20 protein-coding genes are annotated in these 24518 nt (G+C 41.9%); 13 read left to right on the top strand and 7 right to left on the bottom strand.

What is annotated here, in order from left to right:
• Positions 1-54: 54 nt before the first annotated feature.
• From ABKW31_RS13150 to ABKW31_RS13140, 3 genes are all read left to right on the top strand, one after another.
• Positions 55-318: a DUF3081 domain-containing protein gene (locus tag ABKW31_RS13150; RefSeq protein ID WP_348616967.1), complete on the top strand. Its 264-nt coding sequence runs from the start codon at positions 55-57 to the stop codon at positions 316-318.
• Positions 319-396: 78 nt separating this feature from the next.
• Entirely contained in the window at positions 397-1329 is a 933-nt protein-coding gene (lpxL, locus tag ABKW31_RS13145) for an LpxL/LpxP family Kdo(2)-lipid IV(A) lauroyl/palmitoleoyl acyltransferase (protein WP_348616965.1), read from the top strand.
• A gap of 100 nt (positions 1330-1429) precedes the next feature.
• A complete protein-coding gene (locus ABKW31_RS13140) occupies positions 1430-2011 on the top strand; it encodes a toxin co-regulated pilus biosynthesis Q family protein (protein ID WP_348617032.1) in 582 nt (193 codons plus the stop codon).
• Between the two features lies 1 nt (position 2012).
• Here the strand turns inward: ABKW31_RS13140 and glnE are convergent, their stop codons facing one another.
• From glnE to ABKW31_RS13125, 3 genes are all read right to left on the bottom strand, one after another.
• Positions 2013-4889 (bottom strand): bifunctional [glutamate--ammonia ligase]-adenylyl-L-tyrosine phosphorylase/[glutamate--ammonia-ligase] adenylyltransferase, encoded by a 2877-nt coding sequence (gene glnE, locus ABKW31_RS13135; RefSeq protein WP_348616963.1) that lies wholly within the window; start codon positions 4887-4889, stop codon positions 2013-2015.
• Positions 4890-4899: 10 nt separating this feature from the next.
• Entirely contained in the window at positions 4900-5205 is a 306-nt protein-coding gene (locus ABKW31_RS13130; RefSeq protein ID WP_348616961.1) for a GIY-YIG nuclease family protein, read from the bottom strand.
• A gap of 98 nt (positions 5206-5303) precedes the next feature.
• Positions 5304-7070: an SLC13 family permease gene (locus ABKW31_RS13125; protein WP_348616959.1), complete on the bottom strand. Its 1767-nt coding sequence runs from the start codon at positions 7068-7070 to the stop codon at positions 5304-5306.
• A 269-nt stretch (positions 7071-7339) separates the two neighbouring features.
• On the opposite strand from ABKW31_RS13125, the gene ABKW31_RS13120 reads away from it, so the two are divergent.
• The 4 genes from ABKW31_RS13120 (at position 7340) to ABKW31_RS13105 (ending at position 10590) form a co-directional block, all read left to right on the top strand.
• Entirely contained in the window at positions 7340-8311 is a 972-nt protein-coding gene (locus tag ABKW31_RS13120) for a sigma-54 dependent transcriptional regulator (RefSeq protein ID WP_348616958.1), read from the top strand.
• Positions 8312-8427: 116 nt separating this feature from the next.
• Positions 8428-9069 carry a hemolysin III family protein gene (locus tag ABKW31_RS13115; protein ID WP_348616956.1) on the top strand — a complete coding sequence of 214 codons (642 nt, stop codon included), beginning with the start codon at positions 8428-8430 and terminating at the stop codon, positions 9067-9069.
• 167 nt (positions 9070-9236) lie between these two features.
• Positions 9237-10274 carry an XrtA/PEP-CTERM system-associated ATPase gene (locus ABKW31_RS13110; RefSeq protein ID WP_348616955.1) on the top strand — a complete coding sequence of 346 codons (1038 nt, stop codon included), beginning with the start codon at positions 9237-9239 and terminating at the stop codon, positions 10272-10274.
• Positions 10275-10422: 148 nt separating this feature from the next.
• Positions 10423-10590 (top strand): hypothetical protein, encoded by a 168-nt coding sequence (locus tag ABKW31_RS13105; protein WP_348616953.1) that lies wholly within the window; start codon positions 10423-10425, stop codon positions 10588-10590.
• Positions 10591-10680: 90 nt separating this feature from the next.
• Here the strand turns inward: ABKW31_RS13105 and ABKW31_RS13100 are convergent, their stop codons facing one another.
• Positions 10681-11529, bottom strand: coding sequence for a LysR family transcriptional regulator (locus tag ABKW31_RS13100; RefSeq protein ID WP_348616951.1), 849 nt, complete (start codon positions 11527-11529; stop codon positions 10681-10683).
• A 155-nt stretch (positions 11530-11684) separates the two neighbouring features.
• On the opposite strand from ABKW31_RS13100, the gene gcvT reads away from it, so the two are divergent.
• From gcvT to ABKW31_RS13080, 4 genes are all read left to right on the top strand, one after another.
• Positions 11685-12764: a glycine cleavage system aminomethyltransferase GcvT gene (gene gcvT / locus ABKW31_RS13095; protein WP_348616949.1), complete on the top strand. Its 1080-nt coding sequence runs from the start codon at positions 11685-11687 to the stop codon at positions 12762-12764.
• A gap of 48 nt (positions 12765-12812) precedes the next feature.
• The gene (gene gcvH / locus ABKW31_RS13090; protein ID WP_348616947.1) at positions 12813-13202 is read left to right on the top strand and encodes a glycine cleavage system protein GcvH; all 390 of its coding nucleotides are present in this window, start codon (positions 12813-12815) and stop codon (positions 13200-13202) included.
• Positions 13203-13320: 118 nt separating this feature from the next.
• The gene (gcvP, locus tag ABKW31_RS13085; protein ID WP_348616945.1) at positions 13321-16233 is read left to right on the top strand and encodes an aminomethyl-transferring glycine dehydrogenase; all 2913 of its coding nucleotides are present in this window, start codon (positions 13321-13323) and stop codon (positions 16231-16233) included.
• A gap of 265 nt (positions 16234-16498) precedes the next feature.
• Entirely contained in the window at positions 16499-18346 is a 1848-nt protein-coding gene (locus ABKW31_RS13080; protein ID WP_348616943.1) for a hypothetical protein, read from the top strand.
• A 159-nt stretch (positions 18347-18505) separates the two neighbouring features.
• On the opposite strand, the gene ABKW31_RS13075 is transcribed toward ABKW31_RS13080, so the two are convergent.
• The gene (locus ABKW31_RS13075; protein ID WP_348616942.1) at positions 18506-19381 is read right to left on the bottom strand and encodes a hypothetical protein; all 876 of its coding nucleotides are present in this window, start codon (positions 19379-19381) and stop codon (positions 18506-18508) included.
• Between the two features lie 635 nt (positions 19382-20016).
• Between ABKW31_RS13075 and ABKW31_RS13070 the strand changes: the two genes are divergently transcribed.
• Entirely contained in the window at positions 20017-20838 is an 822-nt protein-coding gene (locus ABKW31_RS13070) for a tetratricopeptide repeat protein (protein ID WP_348616940.1), read from the top strand.
• Between the two features lie 506 nt (positions 20839-21344).
• The gene (locus ABKW31_RS13065) at positions 21345-21590 is read left to right on the top strand and encodes a hypothetical protein (RefSeq protein WP_348616938.1); all 246 of its coding nucleotides are present in this window, start codon (positions 21345-21347) and stop codon (positions 21588-21590) included.
• Positions 21591-21813: 223 nt separating this feature from the next.
• On the opposite strand, the gene ABKW31_RS13060 is transcribed toward ABKW31_RS13065, so the two are convergent.
• Together ABKW31_RS13060 and ABKW31_RS13055 are read right to left on the bottom strand one after the other, a co-directional pair.
• Complete coding sequence (locus ABKW31_RS13060; protein WP_348616937.1) at positions 21814-22521, bottom strand: copper resistance protein B; 708 nt, start codon at positions 22519-22521, stop codon at positions 21814-21816.
• Between the two features lie 28 nt (positions 22522-22549).
• On the bottom strand, positions 22550-24445 hold the full coding sequence (locus ABKW31_RS13055) for a copper resistance system multicopper oxidase (protein ID WP_348616935.1): 1896 nt from the start codon (positions 24443-24445) through the stop codon (positions 22550-22552).
• Positions 24446-24518 lie beyond the last annotated feature (73 nt).

Genomic DNA, 24518 nt, shown 5'->3' with positions numbered 1-24518 from the left:
GTTCTATAACAAATAATCGTTCCAACTTGTTTGATTAATATTGAGGTTTAAGACATGAAAAATGACATTGATAGTAAATTTATTCTCAAAGTATTTGAAACCATTCGCTTAAAAGGCAGCAAAACAGACCAACATTACTTTCTTGAAGGGGTAGAGGCGAGCACCGATTTTGATGGTTACACCTTGTTTTTAAAAGATGCCTTAGTGGAACTTAGTTTTGGCTTTCACAATCAATATCATTTCAATTATGAAAAAGAAGAGCATGCAGAGCAATTCATTCGTAAACTCAAAGCGATTGCTGAGATAAAAAACACTTAACAGCTAGATTGGCTGGTCAGTGTGGTTTTGCAGGCCCACTAGGTTAGAATAAACAAAAATTGATTAAGAGGACGTAGTTTGCGAGATAAAAAGGTCAGGGCACCTAAATTTAGTTGGTCGTTTTTATTACCAAATTACTGGTTGACATGGTTGAGCATTATTTTGTTGTACACCATATCTTGGTTACCTTATCGCCTGCAACTATGGTTGGGTAGAGGATTGGGCCAGTTGATTAAATTACTCGCAGCCAAGCGCTACCAAATTGCAAAACGCAATTTAGAGTTGTGTTTTCCTGATTATAGTCCCCAGCAGCGTAGTCAAATCCTAGAAGCTAACGTCGCCAATGCAGGCATGGCTTTATTAGAAACCAGTATGGGCTGGTGGTGGCCAACGTGGCGTGTGGCCAGAAAAGCTGAATTTGAGGGCTACGAGCAGGTAGATGCCATTCTAGCAAAAGGTAAGGGGGTACTGGTTTATGCCATACACAATATGAATTTAGAGTTTTCTTGTCGTGTCGCCGGTTTAAAAATACCCTCAGTCGCATTTTACCGAAAACACAACAATAAATTAATGGATTATATGCAATACCATGGGCGCAATCGTTCCAACAAATACATGGTACACAAACGAGATATTCGCGGTTTAATGTCGGCTTTAAACGAAAAAGAAGTGTGTTTTTATTTACCAGATCAAGATTATGGTCGCAATAAATGTGAGTTTACCCCATTTTTTGCCGTTCCTGAGGTAGCCACCACCACCGGTTCATTGTTATTTGCTAGTCAAGCCAATTGTGAAACCTTGTTTCTTGCGTCGATTCGCACCAAGACAGGTTATAAAATAAAGATCTTTCCCGGACTGGAGAATTTCCCAAGTGGTGACGATAACTATGATGTAGCCAGAATGAATCGCAAGATAGAAGAAATGATACTCATTGCCCCAGAACAATATTTGTGGATGCACAAACGCTTTAAAACCCGCCCTGATCCAAATGGGCCTTCTTTGTATGGCTAACGCTAATCAACAGAACAAAATTAAAGCCAATAGAGCTAAGTTGGCTGGCGCAAATAGGTCAAAACCTAAGGTTAAGGGCTCGTCAGAATCTCTATTTTGGATGCGCCATGTGGCTCTTGCCTTACTGATTATTGTGGTCGGTGGGATCGTTATATTTTTGCAACAACGCAATGAATCGATGCCTAAACCAGAAGGCGAAGTAAAATCGAGATCACTGTCTGAAAACATGAGTAAGTTCTATTCTGAATATCGCCTGTCTTCCCGTCACCCAAGAGATGATGGTTTGGGCGACTTTGTATTAGAAGTCAAAGAATCCGATACGCCATTGAATGAGCGACTACAGAAAATGGAAAGTCTGCAGAAACCGATTTCGGGTCGCTGGGTAGGCGAATACAAACACCGCACTTTCAAAGCCGGCACCACCTTGCGCAGTGCGATTACTGATTATGCCCAAGCAGAGGGCATGCAAGTTATTTGGGAACTCGATCAGGACTTTATCGTAAAAAATCAATTCCAAATGGAAAACACCATACTAGGGAGCTTAAAAACTATCTCAAGCGCTATCGATGCAAATTTTGATGGCGATGTAAAAGCCTATGTTTGCCCCAAACAACGCTCATTAGTCATAACCGATAAAGTATCCGACTACCTTAGCAAACAATGCGTCGAAGCGCGCATGTAGCCTACTGCATAATAGTCTGCCAAATCCTCATCACTTGCGCTTTATGAGCGCGTAACTCAGCGGTGTAAAGGGTGAACGTTTTATTCTGTAAGCTTAAGCGATGATTTTGATTACGATAGGTTAAATAGGCATCTTTTAAACTCTGGGCATCTGCGGCACTAATAAAATCACTTTCTACTAAAGACTCAAGCACCCTGACATTATCGGTCCACTTAGCCACTGAATGCGCAGCATGACAATGTGCCAAGGTCAGAAACTGTACAATAAACTCGATGTCAGCGATGCCACCTTGATCTTGTTTAAGATCAAACAGTTCTTCAGTGCCTTTGGCTAAATGAAGGCGCATTTTTTCGCGCATCTCGACTACTTGGGTGCGCAATTCGCTGACATCGCGTTGACGGGCAAGGACAGCAAGCCTTAATTGATTAAAGTCTTTTAATAAGCCATTATCACCGTAAATATAGCGAGCGCGGCACAGGGCTTGGTGTTCCCAGGTCCACGCTTCATCTTGCTGGTAAGTGGCAAAGCCATTGAAATGACAAACTAGTAAGCCAGATTGCCCAGCAGGACGTAAACGCATGTCAATATCGTACAGTATGCCTAAGCCGGTTTTGGTGGTAAATATATGCAAAATGCGTTGGGCTAGTTTGAAATAGAATTGACTGCTTTCAATCGGTTTTAAGCCCTGGGTAAGTTCATTACCTTCGCAGCTATGCACAAAAACTAAATCTAAATCTGAGCCATAACCCAGCTCCCAACCACCTAATTTACCAAAAGCTAATACTGCAAAGCTTTTATTCTGCAAGTCACGTGGTCCTGCTTGTTGGCAATGGGGTTCACCGTGTTTTTCTGCCAGTTGTTGCCAGGCGATATCAATAACATGGGCAATCACTGCTTCGGCTAAAAATGTCAGATGATCACTTATCTTCATTATAGGCAGTGCATTAGCGATATCTGCGGCGGCGATTGTAAGTTGTTGACTCAATTTAAATTGGCGCAAGGTTTCCATTTGTAATTCAAGATCATCGGCTTCAACCCGCAATAAAGCTCTGCGCAATTCACTGGGATACTCATGCAGTTCGGTTGGGTTATATAAGGTAGTAGGGTTAATTAACTCATCCAGCAGCAATGGAAAACGGGATAGCTGCTCAGTCACCCAAGGGCTGGCACTGCATAAATTAACCAGCTGTGTTAATGCACCTTGGTTGGCGAGTAACAATTCTAAATAAGCAGTACGGCCCAGTATGGCTTTAAAAACTAACAACACTCTTTCTAGACGCTCTAAGGTGGGTAACTCTTCACAGTGCAGTACATTGACAATCAACAAAGGCATCAGACTGTTAAGGGTGTTATAGCCTCGTTGGCCAATTCTACTGCTCTTCAAGCGCTGACTAAAATCAATAAGTTGTTCGCGAAATTTATCGGCTTCAGCGGGCTCTAACCATGGCGCTAATAGTTCTTGGCACTCAGGCTCGTCTAAATCGAGTTGCCAAAGGTCAAAAGCGGCTTGTTGTGCAGGGCTTATTGACTCTGCTTCGCTGGTTTTATCTTCGCCAATAAGTAATAAAAACTGACTATGTATAAAGTGGCAGTAATCCCCTAATTGGGCTAAAAATTCTGCATAGCTGCTGCAGTGCATAACATGTTGCAAACGCAGTTTGTCTTGTTCGTTGTCGGGCAAGACTTGGGTTTGTTTATCGTTGAATTGTTGTAAACAGTGTTCAACCTTACGCAGCCATAAATAGCTGGATACCAGTTTAGTGCCGTCATCTTGTGGCAGCATATCTAGATTAATTAATTCTTTTACGGCGGCCAACAGGCTATGTAGTTGTAAGCTTAATTCACGTCCGCCGCGAATAAGTTGCAGACTTTGCACAATAAACTCTGCTTCACGAATACCCCCTTGTCCAAGCTTAATATTGTCGACTAAACCTCGTCTTCTCACTTCTTGTTGAATCAAGGCTTTCATATTGCGCAATGACTCTATGGTACTAAAGTCGAGGTAACGCCGATAGATAAACGGTTTTAGTATCTGTTGTACTTCTTCGGTATAAGCGCTACTGGGATTAAGAATACGCCCTTTGAGTAAGGCATAACGTTCCCAATCTCGCCCCTGCTCTTGGTAATAATCTTCAAATGCGCCAAATTGCATGACTAAGGGGCCACTGTCACCTAAGGGACGCAGGCGCATATCAACTCGGTACACCTGACCGTCAGCCGTCATATTGTGTAGGGAATTAATTAAGCCCTGGGCTAATTTAGTAAAAAATTGTTGGTGCTCGATGTTCTGCCGCCCGCCCGAGGTTTCACCTTGCTCCGGATAGGTGAAAATCAAATCAATATCAGAAGAAAAATTTAGCTCTCTGCCACCTAATTTACCCATACCAATAATGAGCAGAGGTTGAGGACCAAACTCACCCTGAGGCACACCATAACGTTCAGATAATTTATGATATAACCAGTCATTGGCTTGGATGATTAATTGATTGGCTAACTCAGAGACTTGCAGTAAAGATTGCTCAATACTTTGTAAATTGAGTAAGTCTCGCCAAGCAATCGCGGCCATATGCTGATTGCGAAACTGGCGCAAACAACGGTTCAACTCAGATTCATTAGTGATTTGCTGAATTTTTTCGCGCAGCAAAGGCTGATAAATATCTTCTGATACAGGGCCCGCTTGTTGATGCAGTAATTCATTAATAAAGTTTGGTGACTGTATACTTTGTTGAAAAATAAAATCACTTAAAGCAAAAGCCTGTTGAATGCTAAGTTGGTGCTCATGCAAATTGGACTCAAATTCTGGCATTTGTCTGAATTCATCCCAGCGTTGTTGCGCTAAAATTTGCAGACTAGCGGGTAATGCTAATGGCGTTGACATGGCTACTTCCTCAAGCTAGTTCACGAATAAAAGACGGCGATTGGCGCTCGTGGGCGTTAGGGTACGTTAAGGTATTGGCAACCAGTTTAAATTTGTCTGCTTTACTCAATTTTTTTATCCAAATTTCCATTTTTAGCGCAGCAGAATGGTCGCTAATCTGGCAACAATACAGTAATTTTAACGGACCTTTACCTTTAAGTGCTTTAGCGCACTTTAGGCCATTAGAATTGTGCTCATTAAAGCGACGGGCCATGTCTTTACAAATACCAGTGTAAAAATGGCCAAATTTGTTTTCGATGATATATACAAACCACATAGAGACTAAAGTTGTTTCGCCTAAATACGCTACGTTACCAGATTGCTAGTTGATGTTAAGTGCAATTTTAGCTCGCACCGTACTTTACTCAAATTGACTTATCTCAGTGGATAAAAATAGATCAATAGGGGCAAAACGACACAAGCAACTAAGATATTCATTGGTAAGCCTACTTTGAGAAAATCGACAAAGCGATAGTTACCCGGACCATAGACCATTAAGTTGGTTTGGTAGCCCAGAGGTGTGGCAAAACTAGCTGAAGCAGCCATCATAATGGCCAAGGTAAAGGGGATGGGGTTGAGTGATGCGGCGTTGGTGATTTCAATTACAATCGGCATCATAAGTAAGGCCGCAGCATTATTAGAGATAACTTCAGTGAGCAAAGATACAAACAAATAGGTCAGTATCAGTAAAATAATGGCATTACCCATGCTCCACGCAACAATTTGTTCAGCTAAAAACCTTGCTACACCGGTTTTTTGTAATGCCATGCCCAGTGCAAACGATGCCGCAATGGTAATAATCACAGACAAGTCAAGACTGCGCTCAGCTTGATGGGGTTTTAAACAGCCAGTCAATAACATCAGTGCTGCCCCCAGTAACGCGGCATCTAACATAGATAGGAAATTAAAACCCGCCATCACCACCACGGCGATTAAAATTGACCAAGCTAAACCCGCTTTTTCATGACGTGGTTTTTCATAGTCAATTTGGTTCACCAGTAAAAAATCCCTATTATATTTTTGGCGCTTAATAAATTCGGCATTGGCTTCAAGTAACAAGGTATCGCCGACTTGCAATATTGTAGTACCTAAATTCTGTTTAATACGCTCCCCGTTTCTGGCAACCGCTACCACAGATGCTCCATATTGTTGACGAAAATTCGCTTCTTTAATGGCATAACCTAAGGCAGCACAATGAGGTGATACCACCACTTCGACTAAGCCGTTCAGTGCAACTGCAGATTTTGCTTGGTGATCAGTCGATGCAGTGCTCAAGCCCTTTATTTTTAGTAAATCAGTAATGGCTTCGGTGTCACCGGCAAATACCAGTCTGTCGTTGTCGTGCAATATTTCTTCTGATGAAACGGCGGTGATAATGTGATCGCCGCGCACAATTTCAACCAAATACAAACGACCTAAGTTGCGTAAACCAGCACTGATGATGCTCTTTCCGCTTAAAGAGCCTCCAGCGATTACTTGCACTTCGATGGTAAATTCACGCACATTGAGAAAAGGACTTTCATCTTTGTAATCAGGTAGCCAACGAGGAAAAAATAGATACATAAACAACATGCCTGCCAAGGCAGTGGGCAAACCTATTAAGCTTATGTCGAAAAGTGAGAATCCTGGATTACCGGTAAGCACCTGATACTGACCATTGACTACCAAGTTAGTACTGGTGCCAATGAGAGTAATAGTGCCCCCTAAAATAGCGGTGTAACTGAGTGGGATCATCAGTTTTGAGGGGGCTATATTGATTTTTTTACACCAAGACTTGAGAGCGGGGATCATCGTCGCGACAACGGGCGTATTATTCAAAAAAGCACTCAGCACAGCCACTGGAAAAAACACTCGTAGTAAGGCAGAGCGCTCGTTGGTAGGGGTGCCCATGAGTTTATTGACTAGCATGTCTACCCCGCCAGAGGCTTGTATGCCAGCAGCCACCACAAACATAGCCGCTACGGTGATCAAACCACTATTACTAAATCCCGCTAATGATTCTACTGGGCTTAGAATGCCTGTAGCACTGAGCACAACCAGCGCACCCATCATTACAAAGTGAGGGGCTATTTTGCTGACCACCAACACCACCAACACGGCTAATGTTAAGCCAAGAGACAACCATCCTTGCCATTCCAACATGTTTTTTCCTTGTGCTAATTGTTTGAGTTAATGATATCTGCTGTAGCAGTAAGCTAACGCAACAAACATGCCTATAGTTAAGTTATTAATTTATATGCTATTTTTGAATGCTCATTTATTTTTTGGTGATATTTAACTGAAAATCTATGATATTTAGTGGAATTTATGTTGTATTAAGTAGCCGATAGCAAATAATACAGCGGTCGTTTGTCATTAATGACTAAGCAAGGCGCTTGACTGGTGTGTATAGGTTGAAAAGAGGGTGACCCATGATCATTGGATACAACAAGGGATTAAAAAAGACCATGCGACAAGTTGAACTTGTTGCACAAACTGATTCAACGGCATTAATTTTAGGCGAGACGGGCGCGGGTAAGGAGATTATTGCGCGACATATCCATATGAACTCAGCCCGTGCTAACAATAGTTTTATCCGAGTTAACTGCGGCGCTATCCCATCCGATCTGATTGACTCTGAGTTGTTTGGCCATGAAAAAGGCAGTTTTACCGGTGCGACCTCATTAAAAAAAGGCTGGTTTGAGCGTGCTCATGGCGGCACCTTGTTTTTGGATGAAGTGGGTGAGCTAAGTTTGGCGGCGCAAGTCAGACTACTGAGGGTTTTACAAGAAGGGACCCTGTGTCGAGTGGGGGGCGAAAAAGAAATAAACGTTGATGTGCGTATTGTTGCGGCAACCCACAGAAATTTAGAAGAAGCTGCGAAAAATGGCGGTTTCCGTGAAGACTTATGGTTTCGTATCAATGTCTTTCCTATTACCTTACCTTCCTTACGCCATCGTCCTGAAGATATTAGAGAATTGACTGAATACTTTGCCCAAAAGGCCTCGGTAAAGCTGGGTCTGCCCCTTACCTTACCCAGCCAAAGTCAAATCAACTACCTGATGCAATATCACTGGCCGGGAAACGTCAGAGAATTACAGGTTATTATTGAGCGAGCCGCGATACTGGGACAAGGCTCACATTTGGCCATTGAAGAATCCTTAATTATAAAACCAGAACTGCTGTCATCAGTGGCACGCAGTCAGCTTACGGATATCGTCCAACAAGAAGCTAGCCCTATCAGTTTAGATGATGTCATTCGTCAACATATCACCAAAACATTGATTTACTGTCACGGCAGAATCGAAGGTCCCTTTGGCGCAGCTAAACGCCTGGATCTTAACCCCAATACCTTGCGCTCTAAGATCCACAAGTTAGGGATCACGAAATTTAATGATGTTTAGTGAGCAAAGTGTAGGAAACTTAGGGGTCTCAATTTTTGCAGCCTTATTTATTCAAACGTGTACAAGTGTACGCTCAAAATATATGATTAGATTCCCACTCTATTTAAGAAGCTCCAATGACTCAACAAAGCCACAGCAAACGACCTTATTCTGTTATTGAAGAATGGTTAAACGCCAGCACACATGGTCTGGGATTTGTCGCCGCCATAGTGGGTTTAGTGGCACTCTTAGTCAAAGCGCAAGGTGCCTATGCGCAAACTGTTGTGACTATTTATGCTGTTTCAATGCTGATGATGTTTTTGTCTTCTACCCTCTACCATTCAGTCTCTCAGCCCAATTTAAAACTACTTTTAAAAGTAATCGACCACAGTGCGATATATTTGTTGATAGCGGGTACTTACACACCTTTTATGCTGCTCAGTGTTGGTGGCTGGTTAGGCATAGGTGCCACCATCATGATTTGGACTATTGCCTTAAGCGGTATTGTATTTAAGTGTTTTGTTAAAGGCGGATTCCAGAAATTATCAGTCATCCTGTATATTGTAATGGGCTGGTTAGCTCTGTTTTTCATTTATCCTTTGTACCAAGCCTTACCCGCTGGTGGAATGTGGTTGTTAGTCGTGGGGGGATTGTGTTACACCATTGGGGTGTTGTTTTATATCGCTAAAAATGTGCAGTTTACCCACGCGATATGGCATGCATTTGTGGTCGCGGGTTGCATGTGCCATTTTTTGGCGATTTATCATTACGTTGTATAATCCAGCATAAACAGTTTATAAAGCTATGGTATAAAGGCTTAGAACAAACACAATACTTGCTACAAACAGTCAAATTGAGCGTTGTTATTTATTGCTAACCTTTTGCTTATTGGCATAAGCTAAGCCTTCATTTTTTGTAAGATATTTGGATCAAGCGATCATTATTTATGTATGAGAATTATTACGGACTAACTTCGAAGCCATTTCAATTAACGCCAGACCCCAGTTTTTTCTTTGGCAGTAAATGGCACAAGCGCGCCATGTCTTACTTGCAGTATGGCTTGTCGCAGGCAGAAGGGTTTATTGTTATTACGGGTGATATTGGCACCGGTAAAACAACCATTGCCAACAGTTTGCTTGACCAAATGCAGGACGACATTGTCGCCGCACAAATTGTCACGCCCAAACTTAGCCCCGATGAATTGGTTAAAATGGTGGCCAGTAAGTTTCATATCAATGTGCAGGGCAGTACCAAATCTGATATTTTGAACGATCTTGAAGCGTTTTTAATGAGTTTGCATAAACAAGGTAAACGCGCTTTATTGCTGGTAGATGAAGCGCAAAATTTACCCTTAGAAACCATTGAAGAGCTGCGGATGTTGTCAAACTTTCAGGCCGCAGGTAAGCCGCTTTTACAAAGCTTTTTACTGGGCCAAGAAGAATTACAACCAATACTTCGTGCCCCTAATATGGAGCAGTTTCGCCAACGTATTGTGGCCTCATGTCATCTGGCGCCATTAACTGATAGCGAATGCCAAGCTTATATTGAATATCGTATGCAGCATGCCGGTTGGAAAGGTGAAAAAAAGTTATTCTCTGAAGGCGCTTACGACAGAATATTTCAGTTTACCCATGGTGTACCACGTAAAATAAATACCTTGATGGACCGAATTTTACTCTACGGATTTTTAGAAGAGTTAGAGACCTTAGACGAAGATGCCGTCGAAAATGTCATTAAAGAAGTCTCTGAAGAAATGTTTCATCCGGAACAAAAATCCCAAGCAGCTGCAGAGCCTGCCAGTATTTTAGATGCCCCAGTCGAACAAGGGCAGATCAAAGATGTTGAATATTATAAAACCATGTTGACCGAATTAGTGGATGCGCTAGACAACGCTATTAGTCAAAAGATCAAACTAACACGCTATATTGATCGCTTGCTCAAGAAGAAATATAAAACCTATATTCGCTTAAAATCGGACGATTAGGTCATGAATTGTTTATTTCTGCCGATAAAATAAGCAAAGGACAAGTAAAGCAAGGAAATTGTTAATAAATTGATGTACTTATTGAACTATTTGGTTAATATCTTTTCTAACAATATAAGTCATTAACATGTGTTTTTTTGGGGGAGTTATGAAACGGGCAAGATTGGATAAAACGGATTACGGGAATGTAGCGGGTTTTCAAGCTATGAAAGACCGTCGTAAAGCGTATTATCATGGAAAGTACAACAAAGAAGTCTTTTCAATCTTAGTCCTTGCTGCCGGCGTAGCGACCTTCATTGTGCGCCAAGGCGTTTAAACCCAACACTCGAATTAGATAGCAACATAAACACCGCGATTACCGAAAAGGGTAGCCGCGGTGTTTTTTTATGGGTAACAGTAAGCTGTATTAGCCAGCTAACCGCGACTGAATAAACTCAGCCAGTTTGGCCCGTGCTTGCGGATGTTGTGATTCTTTATGAAACAAACAAATCTTAATTCGGCCTAAGGCAGGCAGATTAGGATGCTCAACTATATCTAATTGCGGCGGCACACTGCTTTTTGCCAGCGCACTGATCCCCATGCCTTGTTTAATTGCCGCAGTAATACCGGTTAAATCCGCATTGGTGTAACTAATACGCCACTTCAAGGTTTGCATCTTTAATTTACTGATCACCCGACTACGATACACACAACCGTCGGGCGCTAGCACCAATGACAAACTATCTTGACTGAAGGGGCGATTTTTATCTCCCACCCACACCAAATCATCGTTGAGTATCAATTGGCCTTCGGTGCTTTTTTCCGGATCTAATAAGGCCATGACTAAATCAAATCCACTATTATTGTCTTTGCTAAGTAATGATTTGCTCAGCGCAGATGTGACCTCAAGGGATACATTCGGATAGAGCTGGCTGAATTCGCCAATAATGCTGGGCAATAAGGTCGTGGCAAATTCACTGGGAATACCTAGACGTAAACGGCCTTTTAAGGGGGCAGGTTGAAACTGGTTAAATATCTCATCGTTGAGGGCCAGCAACTGTTGGGCGCTTTTATATAATTTTAAACCCTCGTGATTCACTTGGTGACGCTGCCCTACCTTATCAAACAGGCGAGTGGCTAATTGTTCTTCTAATTTTTTAATCTGCAAACTAATCGCGGGTTGAGAGCGACCGATTTTTTCGCCCGCTTTGGCATAGCCGCCCAAATCAATGACCGTGACAAATGTACGTAAATTATCCAGTGACAGTTGTTTCATCGTCTTGTCTTCAGGCCCCATTCAATAAGGTAAGCTGATGATTATCGGTAAATACATAAGATTTGTAAATGTATATATTAACATTTTCAATTTGTTGTGTTGCGGTGTGCTGCCTATACTCGATTCACTTAATTCACTTAACTGTCGTAATTATCATGTCTAATAAAACTGTCTTATATACAAAACACATCGAATCAGGCGCCAAAATGGTGGATTTCCACGGTTGGGAAATGCCGATTAATTATGGTTCACAAATTGAAGAACATCATGCCGTGCGTAAAGACGCAGGTATGTTTGACGTATCCCATATGACCATTGTTGATGTTGTGGGCTCGCAGGCCAAAGACTACTTACGCTATTTGCTAGCTAACGATGTTGAAAAACTGCAGGACAAAGGTAAAGCCCTGTACAGCGGTATGTTAAATGAAACTGGTGGCGTGGTAGACGACCTTATTGTTTACTACTTTGACGCAACTAATTACCGTTTAGTGGTTAATTCGGCAACTCGTGAAAAAGACATGGCATGGCTAAGCTTAAATACTCAAGGCTTTGATGTCAGAGTCGTTGAGCGCCCCGAGTTTTCCATGATTGCGGTGCAAGGCCCTAATGCTAAGCAAAAAGCCCACAGCGTTTTTTCAGCTGCGCAAATTGAAGCAGTTAGCGGTATGAAAGTATTTTATGGTGTGCAAGCTGAAGACTTATTTATTGCCACTACTGGTTACACTGGTGAAGCAGGTTACGAAATTATTGTACCTAACGATGATGCTGCCACATTATGGCAATCATTGTTAGATGCTGGTGTAACGCCTTGTGGTTTAGGCGCCCGCGACACTTTGCGTTTAGAAGCCGGTATGAATTTATACGGCCAAGATATGGACGAAACCGTGTCGCCTCTTGCCGCTAACATGGGCTGGACGATTACTTGGGAGCCGCAAAGCCGCGATTTTATTGGTCGTAGTGCACTTGAGCAGCAAAAAGCGGCTGGCACAGAAAAACTAGTGGGTCTGGTTATGACCGAAAAAGGCGTATTACGCTCTGGGCAAAAAGTGGTAGCTGATGGGGTAGAGGGGGTGATTACTTCTGGAACTTTTTCACCTACTTTAGGCCATAGTATTGCCATGGCCAGAGTCCCTGCTACTGTCGGTTCAACAGTGGAAGTGGAAATGCGCAAAAAGTGGGTTACAGTCAATGTGGTTAAACCCAGTTTTGTCAGAAATGGCAAAAGTACTTTATAACAACACAAACTTAACTAGCAAATCACCAACTATTAATTAGGAAACGTTATGAGCAATATACCAACCGATTTACGCTTTGCTTCTACTCACGAATGGGTTCGCCCAGAAGGCAACAATATCTTTACTATAGGCATCAGTGACCACGCTCAAGAATTGTTGGGTGATATGGTTTTTGTTGAATTACCCGATGTTGGCGCTGTAGTCGGCGCGGGTGATGATATTGCAGTGGCCGAGTCTGTTAAAGCCGCGTCTGATGTTTATGCGCCAATCGGTGGCGAAATTATCGAAGTGAATGACGCCCTTGAGCATTCCCCCGAACTCGTTAACAATGATCCCTATGGTGAAGGTTGGATGTTTAAGATCAAAGCGGAAGATCCTGAAGAAGTAGAGGGTTTATTCGACGCTGAAGGTTACGAAAACAGTATCGACGAAGAATAAATGCAGACAGGGCAAAGCGTATTCGCGCTTTGCTAAGTGCACGGTTTTTAATTCAATAGCTTGGGGGTAAATAGTGCATTTACCTCTTAGGCATCTCATTAGGAAATTGTAGTCCGTTATGTCATTAGCAAATTTTTCACTATCACAACTTGAGCAAAACCAAGATTTTATTCGTCGTCACATTGGTCCCAGTGAGTCAGAAATTGCCTCAATGTTAGAATCGATTGGCGCCACTAGTCTTGAAGATTTAATTCAGCAAACGGTGCCAGGCAGCATACTGTTGCAGTCACCCCTTAAGGTTGGCGAAGCCAAAACTGAGGTGCAAGCGCTGGCTTATTTGAAACAAGTGGCAGGTAAAAATAAGCTAAATAAGTCGTTTATTGGTATGGGTTATTACGACACTCTAACGCCCAATGTGATCTTGCGTAACGTACTCGAAAATCCCGGTTGGTATACCGCCTATACGCCTTACCAACCAGAGATTGCCCAAGGCCGTTTACAAGCCCTATTGAATTTTCAACAAGTCACTATTGATTTAACCGGTATGGAACTGGCCTCTGCCTCATTGTTAGATGAAGCTACCGCCGCTGCAGAAGCCATGGGCTTAGCCAAACGCGTATCAAAAAATAGCAAAGCCAATGCGTTTTTTGTCGCAGATGACGTGCATCCACAAACATTAGATGTTGTGGCTACTCGTGCTGAGATGTTTGGTTTTGACATCATTGTAGGCAAGGCCGTTGAAGCCAGCCAACACGATATTTTTGGTGCCTTACTGCAATACCCAGGTACCACTGGCGCTGTTAGCGACATTAGCGACATCATTGCAGCCGTACATGCCAAAAAAGGCATAGTAGCGGTTGCCACAGATTTACTCAGTTTAATGTTACTTAAGCCTCCCGGTGAAATGGGTGCAGATGTGGTTCTCGGTTCTGCCCAACGTTTTGGTGTACCGATGGGTTATGGCGGCCCTCATGCTGCATTTTTTGCTACCCGTGACGATTATAAACGCTCACTACCAGGTCGTATTATTGGTGTGTCTAAAGACACCCGTGGACGCCCAGCTTTACGCATGGCGCTACAAACCCGTGAGCAACATATTCGCCGCGAAAAAGCCAACTCCAACATTTGTACTGCTCAGGTATTGTTGGCCAACATGGCCTCGTTTTACGCGGTCTACCATGGTCCACAAGGTTTACTGACAATAGCGTCACGCATTCATCGCTTTGCCGACATTCTTGCCGCTAGCCTCAAAAAAGCCGGTTTCGAATTAGTTAATTCAACTTGGTTTGATACTTTTGCGATTAAGGTTGGCGCACAAAAAGACGCCATCGTAGCTAAGGCCTTAGCCGCAGGTTTAAACTTACGTACCGACATTGAAGGCGTTTTGGCCATCAGTTTAGATGAAACCACTACACGCGCCGATCTACAGGCCGTTTATAGTGTGTTTACCGGTGCCAATGTTGAATTAGATATCAGCGCTTTTGATAAAGACATCATGAGCAACGGCAGCCAGTCTATTCCGGCGCAACTAGTACGTGAGTCAAAAGTACTGACTCACCCAGTATTTAACAGCTATCAGTCAGAAACTGAAATGCTGCGTTATATCAAGTCACTAGAAGACAAAGATTTAGCCTTAAACCATTCAATGATTTCATTGGGCTCTTGCACCATGAAATTGAATGCTACCGCCGAAATGATCCCAGTGACCTGGCCTGAATTTGGCAAATTACACCCCTTTGCGCCCATAGACCAAGCGCTCGGTTACAAACAAATGATGGATGAGCTCAGTGAATGGCTTATCGACATCACCGGTTATGACGCCTTATCTATGCAGCCTAACTCAGGCGCACAAGGTGAGTATGCGGGCTTAGTCACTATCCAAAAATATCACCAAAGTCGCGGCGAAGGTCATCGCAATATTTGCTTGATCCCAAGCTCTGCACACGGCACCAACCCCGCTTCGGCGCAGATGGTGAGCTACAAAGTGGTGGTGGTTAACTGTGACAAACACGGTAATATCGACTTAGCCGATTTGCGCAAAAAAGCCGCTGAAGTAGCCGATAATCTTGCTTGTGCGATGATCACTTACCCTTCTACTCACGGGGTATACGAAGAAACCATCAAAGAAACCTGCGATATCGTGCATCAATTTGGTGGCCAAGTGTATATGGATGGCGCCAACATGAACGCCCAAGTGGCGATCACATCGCCGGGCCTAATTGGCTCAGATGTCTCGCACTTAAACTTACACAAAACCTTTTGTATTCCACACGGCGGCGGTGGCCCAGGTATGGGACCCATCGGCGTTAAGGCTCACTTAGCACCGTTTTTACCCAACCACAAAGTGGTTGGCGTAGAAAACGTCGGTGATGGGCAAGTACGCAGCAACGGTGCCGTTTCAGCCGCGCCGTGGGGCAGTGCCTCAATTTTACCCATCAGCTACATGTACATTAAAATGATGGGCAGCGAAGGTCTCAGAAAAGCCACAGCGGTAGCTATCTTAAACGCCAACTATGTAGCCAAAAAACTCGGTGCTCATTACCCCGTGCTATACCGTGGCCGTAACGAACGTGTAGCCCACGAATGTATAATCGACTTACGTCAGCTGAAAGAATCCTCTGGTGTCACCGAAATGGACGTAGCTAAGCGCTTAAATGACTATGGCTTCCATGCACCAACCATGAGCTTCCCGGTAGCGGGCACGTTGATGATCGAACCGACTGAATCAGAAGCTAAAGCCGAGATAGATCGTTTTATCGAAGCGATGCTGAGTATTCATGGCGAGATCATAAAAGTTGAATCAGGCGAATGGGATGCTATTGATAACCCATTACACAATGCACCGCATACCTTGGACGATATCTGCGATAACAACTGGAACCGCAGTTATGATCGTAAACTCGCTGCTTACCCAGTAGCTGCTGTCGCTAGAAATAAATTTTGGCCTTCAGTAAATCGTATTGATGATGTGTGGGGGGACCGTAATTTACAGTGTTCGTGCCCAGATATTGATAGTTATAGAGAAGAGTAACTTTTTACTTTTGTTATACTAAAAAAACGAGCTTAGGCTCGTTTTTTTGTTTTGACATCAATCCCTTGTAGGATCTGCTCCGTAACGGATGTTATTAGCTGCGAAGCGTTTAAAATTATGCTCAGCTTATCAATTGCATATAAGAGGGACCAATAAGGTGGAACTCATAAATCATATTGGATAAAAAACATCGCACTTATTGACTGTTATTTTTAAATTATTAGTGCTAACTTATTGAAAAGACCAAGGATACAGGCGCTTCAATATGAAACTTACTAGCATTCTCTCTACAGTTAATCAGGTTGAAAAATCAAAATTTATTAATTTTCTTGATCGTATTTGTAGTGAAGCAATCACCCACGATAAAGAGTTAGCCAAACGCGTTAATAACCTTGATGGTCAGATAAAAAATGCCTCAAGTGGTGAAATCACCCAATTATTTTCTCTTGTACTTTCTTATTTCGAAAAAGCAGTAAAAGAGCAACTTGCTATGAATGGCGCGCAAGCGACTCTGTTAGTAAATATCTTAAGCCGCGATGGCAATAGTATTGCCAGGGAGTCATGGATTGAGACCCTATATAGCAAAGAGTGGAAACTCATCAGTAGTCGCGCACAAGAGTTACAACAGATTATACAACTTGCCAAATTTGATGATGATGTTTTTGATCAGGCTAGACGATTAGATATTTACTATTCATGTTTAAAAGAAGCTTATTTAAATGACGAAAGAATTAACCGAGAAGCAAAAATTAGTGATGACGAGAGAGGGATTTTAAACTTACTTGCTAAAAAGTTAGATATCACTTCTGATGACAAAGCGGCAATAGAACACCTAGTTGACGCAATTCCTAAATCAGGAGTTCAGGATAGTCTGAATGTTCTCAGAGAAATCGGATTACTGTTTATTAGCAGAAAGAATCAGGTGGTTTACGTTGCTGACGAAATTGTCTCGATGCTCAATAAGATTCAAGGTAAAGAGCTTGCCGACAAACATCTACTAAGGATACTAAGAACATTTAGCGATGCCGAGTTATCTAACATCCTTAAAAATCATGGAAAACGTATTCGTGGTGTTGAGCGTAAAGAAAAAATTGATGTCATATTGCACATGGGCTTATTAGCGTCACAGATACTTCAAGTCGATCTTTTTAATTTAGACACAAATATAAATGATAGAAAAGAACGTTTAAAACATCTTATCAACGACTTGGATCTAGGCCTTGAGAAATTGGGGAGTACGCTTGATGAGCGTTCAGCGCTGATAATCAATGCACTTAACAATTGCTCAGATAAAGAGTTTGATGCATTGAGTGCTTCAGGATTCAAAGAGTTATTTGCCACACTCCAACAACATTTTTCAACACTGCCAAAACTGCTTAAGCAAGAGTTTGAGCTGGAGGAGAATGAAGAGCTTGACGTTGATATATTGCGTGCATTGAGTATTACCCCGCACGATATCCTTTTCATGCTTTCGAATGATGAAGTTAAATCGGTAAATGAAAGTATGGGCTTAAGCAAACGAGGGAATCATCGTTTGAATATATTGGAAAGCTTTGCGGATGCCACAGACAAGCTGATTGAAAATTATGCATCTCTTGCTTGCAGAGACCTAGCCACGCTAAGGAACCAAGGAATTGATATTGCTGAGGCTGAAATTGGAGTTAAATTTGAAGAAGTCACCAAAGCAATTTTTGAACAACTAGGCTTAGCGGTAGATGAGGATCTACGTAAGTCTATCAATACGGCTAAAGATAAAGCAGACATACTTATTTCTGTTAGTGAAGATGACGTTATTATCGGTGAAGCTAAAACCTGTAAAAATGGTGATTTTGCCAAATATTCTTTAACTTCAAGACAAGTCAAAGCTTATGTCAACCGCTGCGAAAATGTTGGTAAAAGAGTAGCACAAGTGCTAATTGTGGCACCAACGTTTTCAGCTGATTTTGTTGAATCAGCTGAAATGGATACAGAAATAAATATTTCATTGTTAGAGGCTTCAGGATTAAAACAAATATTGGATGCATTTAAATCTAGGCGAAATCCTAAGTTTTCAGCAAAGCTGTTTACCAAAGGTGGGCTGTTGAAGGCTGATTTAATAGCGAAAAATATTTAAGGCTTGATAAGTTACTAGAGCCGGATCGCGGAGTTAATTTTAACATTAAGATGTTGATACAAATTCCGCGTATAGCCATTTCCGCCTTTAGCGGATAATGGGAAATTCATGCGGCGATTGTAGTTTACTTAACAGTCGCTCGTTAGCTTTCAATAAAATTTATTTTTCGAGAACGTCAAGCAGATTACTCAGATGGAGTTGATTGTCTGCACTATTAACGATTTCAAATACTTTTTTGACACCATGTTTGTTCAAAAAAAACAATTCCTCCAAATTATTAGTACTTATCCACTTTCCAGCACCCCTGACAGCCACTTGTTTGCCTTGTTCCAAAACACCTTCTTCAAATTTTATATCTCTAGAATAAGCGCCAACATATGATTTGTAGGGTAAACCCATTTGCTCTAGAGTCCTTTGCCTTGTTGTATTTTCTTCTTCAGTAAGAAAACCGCCGCGATCTTTTTTATATGAACCTTGATCATGGGTAATGTCTAAGCAAATTTTTAGTTTTCCCCCATCAACACGTATAAGGGCAAATGACTCTTCGCATTGAATCAAAAAGTCTCTGCTTTCCTTCACAAGTTTAATAGTTTGCCAAATAGTATTTGATCCAACATGGCTTTCACTGCTACTTAAAGTAGTAACATCTTCCTTTTTTAAAGCTTTAGTTTCATATGCTGCACATTTATTATTCGATAAAGGAGCGATAAGTGGCTCGCCTAGCAGCAAAACCTCGCCTTGCACTCTAACCAGCTCATTATCTTTACACGTACCTAACTTCTTTCTGCTGATCTCTTTGTAAGTCCTTATTAACTTTTTACGACCCCAGAAATAGGAATGGGAATATGCCGCTAATATCATCATGCTTATCATACTAGCGAAAATACTGAAAAAGCGAGTAGGTTTGTGCTGCCAATATTGAGCAAACCAAGAGAACTGTTCTGCTAGCGCCCAGCCGCCAATGGCAAACAAAAAGAAGCACGCAAATCCACTAAAAAGCATTAAATAGTGCACATTCGATTCTTTGACTTTCATTTAGTATCAGTTTCCATGCTTTTACGACAGTTACATAGTAACTCCCTTGATTTCTTGGAGCAAAATCAGATTTAAAGTAGATAGGTTAACCTATCTAGGACTCAATAATCTGTACCTTCGGGGTCAGAGCGGATGAAACTTTTCTTGATGACCAGTTCCTGGCAAGCTCTGTATTGAATTGTTTATCTTTGGCTGTTGTTTCTTCGCAGCTGAACAACTCCGTTGTGGCCACACCGGTCACCGGCAGCTCCTACATGTTGTTGCAGTGGCTAGTCGATAGATACTAGAGGCTAGTTACCGGAAAACGAACAAAATAGCTTGTTTGTTCGCTAGTATCTTATTACTAGCCACTATTCACTGCTTTTTCTCTGTGGTTCGATATCTTTGTGCTTTGTCTTTTCAAAGCCAATAACTCTGGGGTAAACGCTTTCTCGTATAAAACAGGTTAGTTTTATTTCGAGGATAAATGACATAATCCCAGTTATATTTTGTTAGTATTTCAACAATAATTTCATTGATGCTCGTTACAATAGGAACAAAACTATACCATGCTAATTCGTTGTTTATTTCTAATGTTGGCTTGTTGGCAATCGACATTTTTATTGGCCCAGAGTAACAACGTTAGTGTCTGTGATGTGCCTTCAAAAAATTGCCTGACATGGGTAAATGGAGAGTTGGGAAATGTTAAGCCCTACTCAATGCAATGGTATAACTACAAACTTTTGCAACTAGATTCCTTAATTGCAATTAAAGAGTTCAATGAATTAAAACGTGAGCTCAACTCATTAAAAGTTAATCGCAAACTTCCTCCTATGTTTTCCGTCCACATGAGAATATATCAGGCAAAATTAGATCTTATTGATGGCAATAAGAGTCATGCGAAAAAACTTTTACAGTTGTCCTTAGAAGATTTACAACAATTAAATCAATCATTTTATAGCCCCTTGCGTATGATAAAAATTGCAAATTTGATGCAAGATTTAGAACAATATGCTCAATCTTTAACTTTATTAGAGAAAATTAAAACTGATTTTGAAAGCAGTAGAGATATATATTTAAAGTTAGATCTGTACGGTAATTTAGGCCATGTGCATCGACATTTAAAAAATTATGACGCTGCCTTAGCCAATTATAAACTGTCTCTTGAATTCGCCATTGAATTAGGAAATGAACAACAAATTTCAACTTTATATGCCCATGTTGCTCGTATGTATCAAGCAACAAATCAGCTTGAGTTAGCAGAGCTGAATTTCGTAGAAGCACTCGTCCACGCTGAAAAAGATGCTCAAAGGTCGACCGTTACGAACTCAAAAATTAACTTGGCACTTTTTTATGTACAACAATTGGAATTAGACAAAGGGCGAGTATTAACCAATGAAATCGATGGTGAAAAAATCGAAATCCACCAAAAAGATAAGTGGAAAATAATTAGCGATACTCTGAAAACAGGCCAATAACTGCGGGGGCAGTGGCGATGAATATCTTCTGGGTCAGAGCGGATGAAATTTTTCTTGATGACCAGTTCCCGGCAAGCTCTGAGTTGAATTGTTTGTCTTTGGTTGTTGTTTCTTCGCAGTTAACAACTCTGTTGGGGATAACACCCGTTACGGCCGCGCCGGGCATCGCATGCCGGGCATCGCATGCCGGTCACCGACAGCTCCTACATGTTTTTCCAGTGGCTAGTCGATAGATACTAGAAGCTGGTTACCGGAAAACGAACAAATCCGCTTTTCTGTTAGCTAGTATCTTTTTACTAGCCACTATTCACTGCTTTTTTCTTTGCAGTGTAACGCTCAGCACGCGGTGGCCGAAAATCTCCGTGTTTCAAATGTTTTTGGTTTTTGCAATGCCTAGTAGATAGACGCTAGAAGCTAGTTAGGCAAGAAAGAGCAAAGCGGTTGTTGTTCGTACGTTTCTTGGAACAATTCAAAATAGTCATACCAATACTTTTAATAATTACCTATTGCCTTCGTCAGTTACTTTTGCTGATGGTGAGTGGTTTTACGTTGGGTTTCAATCAACGGACTTTGCAGTCAGCGCAGATACTGACAGGCCTTCAGCCGAACGTAGTTGGATTTTTAGCAATACCACGCCCACCGCCATAGATCCAAATGCTCTTGGGGCAAGCGCTATTGGAGGAAAAGTTGGAACTTTGGGCTTTGCTAGTAACTTCCTCATTAGGGCCAATGCCACCATGCACAAACTTTAAGCCATTGTTAAATAATCGGGTTAGTGCCAATAGGGATCGCCGCGTAAGTGTTACACATAGATCTGCTTCTGGCACAACACGGGCAAAGAACGATAGTTTGTAAACGACTTAATTACTGAAATCAGTAGACGCGAGCAGTGCTGTCATAGTTTTTTGCCTATTTGTATGGTGTTAGGCTTATTTATAAATAAGTCTGACGGAATTATTGGAATAATACGTTGAATTAAAACCAGAATCTTAAACCGGCCATCAGGCTGGCGTCTGATTTCTTAACGCCTTCCGCGACAAGGTAGTCGGCCGTTTTGCCAAAGGCTCGATTAAACTTAAGCCCGACATAGGGCGCAAATTCTCGAGAAAATTCATAGCGTAAACGCAACCCAAGCTCAACAGATGATAATCCAGATCCAATTCCCATAGATGCATCATCGGAGGAATAGGCGCTCAGTTTTAGGCTGGGCGTTAATATCAGTTTTTGAGTAAATAAAGCCTCGTATTCCGTATCGAATCTAAAACCAATATTTTTGTTGTTAACCATCAATGCTACATTGGTTTCAAAGAAGTAGGGGGCAAGGCCTTGTAAACCGATTACGGCCCAGTTTTGTTTTTCTTCAGGAGTCGTGTCATAACCTAAGCCCATTTGAAGATCCCAATATTTTTCAATGGGATGGCTGTAGAGCAGTTGGTTCTCAGATTCGGTTTGTCCATGAAGTGTTTCCCCTTCGGATTTAAGGTAGAGTTTGTGCCAATCCTTACCTATCCAAGTTGTCACTCCCCAAGAAGTAGGGTTGCCAGTTTTGTCGCTAATTTCCAGCTTATCCATTAGAAAGTATGTCAATAAAGGGTCTGTTTCTCCGCCTGCGTGTACTTGTGATGTCATTAATATAGACGAGATAAATGTGGTACGTAATAGTACTTTGAATGATGTTTTCATTTTATTTCTCCTAGAATACTGAATTTGACTATCGGATTTGTACACGTCTAAACATACCCATCATGTGATATAGCATGTGGCAGTGGTAGGCCCAATCACCGAGAGCGTTCATAGTCACTCGATAACTGATTTTGGCACCTGGTTGTACAACGATTGTGTGTTTTCTAGGAATGTGATTTTCATCTCCCGTTTCTAAATCACTCCATACGCCGTGCAAGTGCATAGGGTGATTCATCATGGTGTCATTAATAAACGTAACGCGAATGCGCTCACCGAAGTTAAACTTTAATGGTTGTGCTTCATCATAGGGAATGCCGTTAATTGACCACATATAACGCTCCATATTGCCCGTTAAGTGCAATAGCAGTTGTTTAGTGGGTTTAGGCTCATGGCGTGTCGGATAAAGGTTTTTTAAATCGGCATAGGTTAAGACCTTGCGCCCATTATTGCGCAAGCCAACGCCTGGATCATCTAGTCGATATTTTGCGCCAGTGGCACGCATCGCAATTTGTGGTCCTTTCTTCTTAGGCACATCAATGAGAGGCAGTTTTGGATTCATATCCATTGGGATTTGCTCGTCATCTGAATTAACATTCATGTTAGACATAGTCTGTGCATTGCTTGAATCGTAAACATTGCTAACATCCTGGCCCATTTGCATGCTACCAGACATGTCATTATCACTCTGATCCATACCATTCATTTGCATGCCACCAAGCATATCCTGACCACTCTGATCCATGCCGTCCATTTCCATGCCCATGTCTGTCATGCTTAAAATAGGCAATGGATCCATTGCTGGGGTAGTCGCCAATTTTGAAGCATCGGAGGTAATGGAACCTATCGCATAACCGGAACGGTCAATGGCTTGAGCAAAAATCGCATAAGCTTGTTTATCTGTATCAGGTTCCACAATGACGTCATAGGTTTCTGCTACACCAATGCGGAACTCATCCACCTCGACCGGTTGAATTAAGTTTCCATCAGCAGCCACAACGGTCATTTTTAAACCAGGAATCTGTACATCAAAGAACGTCATAGAAGAGCTATTAATAAAACGCAATCTTACTTTCTTGCCAGATTCCACCACGGTACGCCAATGTGCATTTGGGGAGAGACCATTCATTAAATAGGTGTAGGTTGCGCCAGTCACATCCGACAAATCTCGATCGGACATTTTCATATTGTTCCACACTGAACGATCTTCCCAAGCTTGAGAAAATCCCTTTTTCTTTAATTCACTCCAAAAATCATCGACCGTTCTTTTGTTGTAATTATAGTAACTACTCATCTTTTTAAGGTTGGCATAAATGGTTTCAGGAGGGGTATCTGACCAGTCAGAGAGTTGAATTACATAATCGTGGTCGGAATGAACGGGTTCTTGTTTTTTTGGCAAAATAACAATTGCACCGATGACACCTGTTTGCTCTTGATACGCGGAGTGACTGTGATACCAATAGGTACCATTTTGTTTTACAGTGAATTGATATACATAAGTTTCGCCAGGCTTAATGCCGTCATAACTTAAACCTGGTACACCATCCATATTCGCTGGCAAAACAATCCCATGCCAATGAATAGAGGAATCTACCGATAATTTGTTAGTCACGCGCAATGTAATTTCATCACCTTCGTGCCAAATAAGTGTTGGTGCAGGTAAAGAGCCGTTAACCAATGTTGCTACAGCCGGAGTGCCGGTAATATTAACGGTTGTTTCGGAGATGGTTAAATCAAACTCTGTTCCCGTTAACATGGGTTGTTTTGGATTGAACTTAGCCGAGCCTTGCGAGATAAACTCATTGTTGGCCATGGCTGATGGGATGTTTGTTGCTACGGCAGCCGCTACGGAGGTTAATGCTAAGCCACGGACAAATTGACGGCGGTTCATTATAGAGTGTGTGTTTTTAGTAGAAGAGGTCATCATTAACTCCTTAAAAATATTAAATAAAAGGTTTTTTTGAAGGTGATAGCGCTCATTAAAAGACGGATTACTTTTT

The organism is Paraglaciecola sp. 25GB23A (genome assembly GCF_040012495.1).
Taxonomy (GTDB): domain Bacteria; phylum Pseudomonadota; class Gammaproteobacteria; order Enterobacterales; family Alteromonadaceae; genus Paraglaciecola.
The sequence above is the reverse complement of the archived record's forward strand: the minus strand, read 5'-3'. Positions and strand labels throughout refer to the sequence as shown.

Bases quoted from the DNA above. Each gene is read 5' to 3' on its own strand.
- ABKW31_RS13150 (WP_348616967.1), top strand. From the start codon at position 55: ATGAAAAATGACATTGATAGTAAATTTATTCTCAAAGTATTTGAAACC.
- ABKW31_RS13140 (WP_348617032.1), top strand. From the start codon at position 1,430: ATGCGCCATGTGGCTCTTGCCTTACTGATTATTGTGGTCGGTGGGATC.
- glnE (WP_348616963.1), bottom strand. From the start codon at position 4,889: ATGTCAACGCCATTAGCATTACCCGCTAGTCTGCAAATTTTAGCGCAA.
- ABKW31_RS13130 (WP_348616961.1), bottom strand. From the start codon at position 5,205: ATGTGGTTTGTATATATCATCGAAAACAAATTTGGCCATTTTTACACT.
- ABKW31_RS13125 (WP_348616959.1), bottom strand. From the start codon at position 7,070: ATGTTGGAATGGCAAGGATGGTTGTCTCTTGGCTTAACATTAGCCGTG.
- ABKW31_RS13120 (WP_348616958.1), top strand. From the start codon at position 7,340: ATGATCATTGGATACAACAAGGGATTAAAAAAGACCATGCGACAAGTT.
- ABKW31_RS13115 (WP_348616956.1), top strand. From the start codon at position 8,428: ATGACTCAACAAAGCCACAGCAAACGACCTTATTCTGTTATTGAAGAA.
- ABKW31_RS13110 (WP_348616955.1), top strand. From the start codon at position 9,237: ATGTATGAGAATTATTACGGACTAACTTCGAAGCCATTTCAATTAACG.
- ABKW31_RS13105 (WP_348616953.1), top strand. From the start codon at position 10,423: ATGAAACGGGCAAGATTGGATAAAACGGATTACGGGAATGTAGCGGGT.
- ABKW31_RS13100 (WP_348616951.1), bottom strand. From the start codon at position 11,529: ATGAAACAACTGTCACTGGATAATTTACGTACATTTGTCACGGTCATT.
- gcvT (WP_348616949.1), top strand. From the start codon at position 11,685: ATGTCTAATAAAACTGTCTTATATACAAAACACATCGAATCAGGCGCC.
- gcvH (WP_348616947.1), top strand. From the start codon at position 12,813: ATGAGCAATATACCAACCGATTTACGCTTTGCTTCTACTCACGAATGG.
- gcvP (WP_348616945.1), top strand. From the start codon at position 13,321: ATGTCATTAGCAAATTTTTCACTATCACAACTTGAGCAAAACCAAGAT.
- ABKW31_RS13080 (WP_348616943.1), top strand. From the start codon at position 16,499: ATGAAACTTACTAGCATTCTCTCTACAGTTAATCAGGTTGAAAAATCA.
- ABKW31_RS13075 (WP_348616942.1), bottom strand. From the start codon at position 19,381: ATGAAAGTCAAAGAATCGAATGTGCACTATTTAATGCTTTTTAGTGGA.
- ABKW31_RS13060 (WP_348616937.1), bottom strand. From the start codon at position 22,521: ATGAAAACATCATTCAAAGTACTATTACGTACCACATTTATCTCGTCT.
- ABKW31_RS13055 (WP_348616935.1), bottom strand. From the start codon at position 24,445: ATGATGACCTCTTCTACTAAAAACACACACTCTATAATGAACCGCCGT.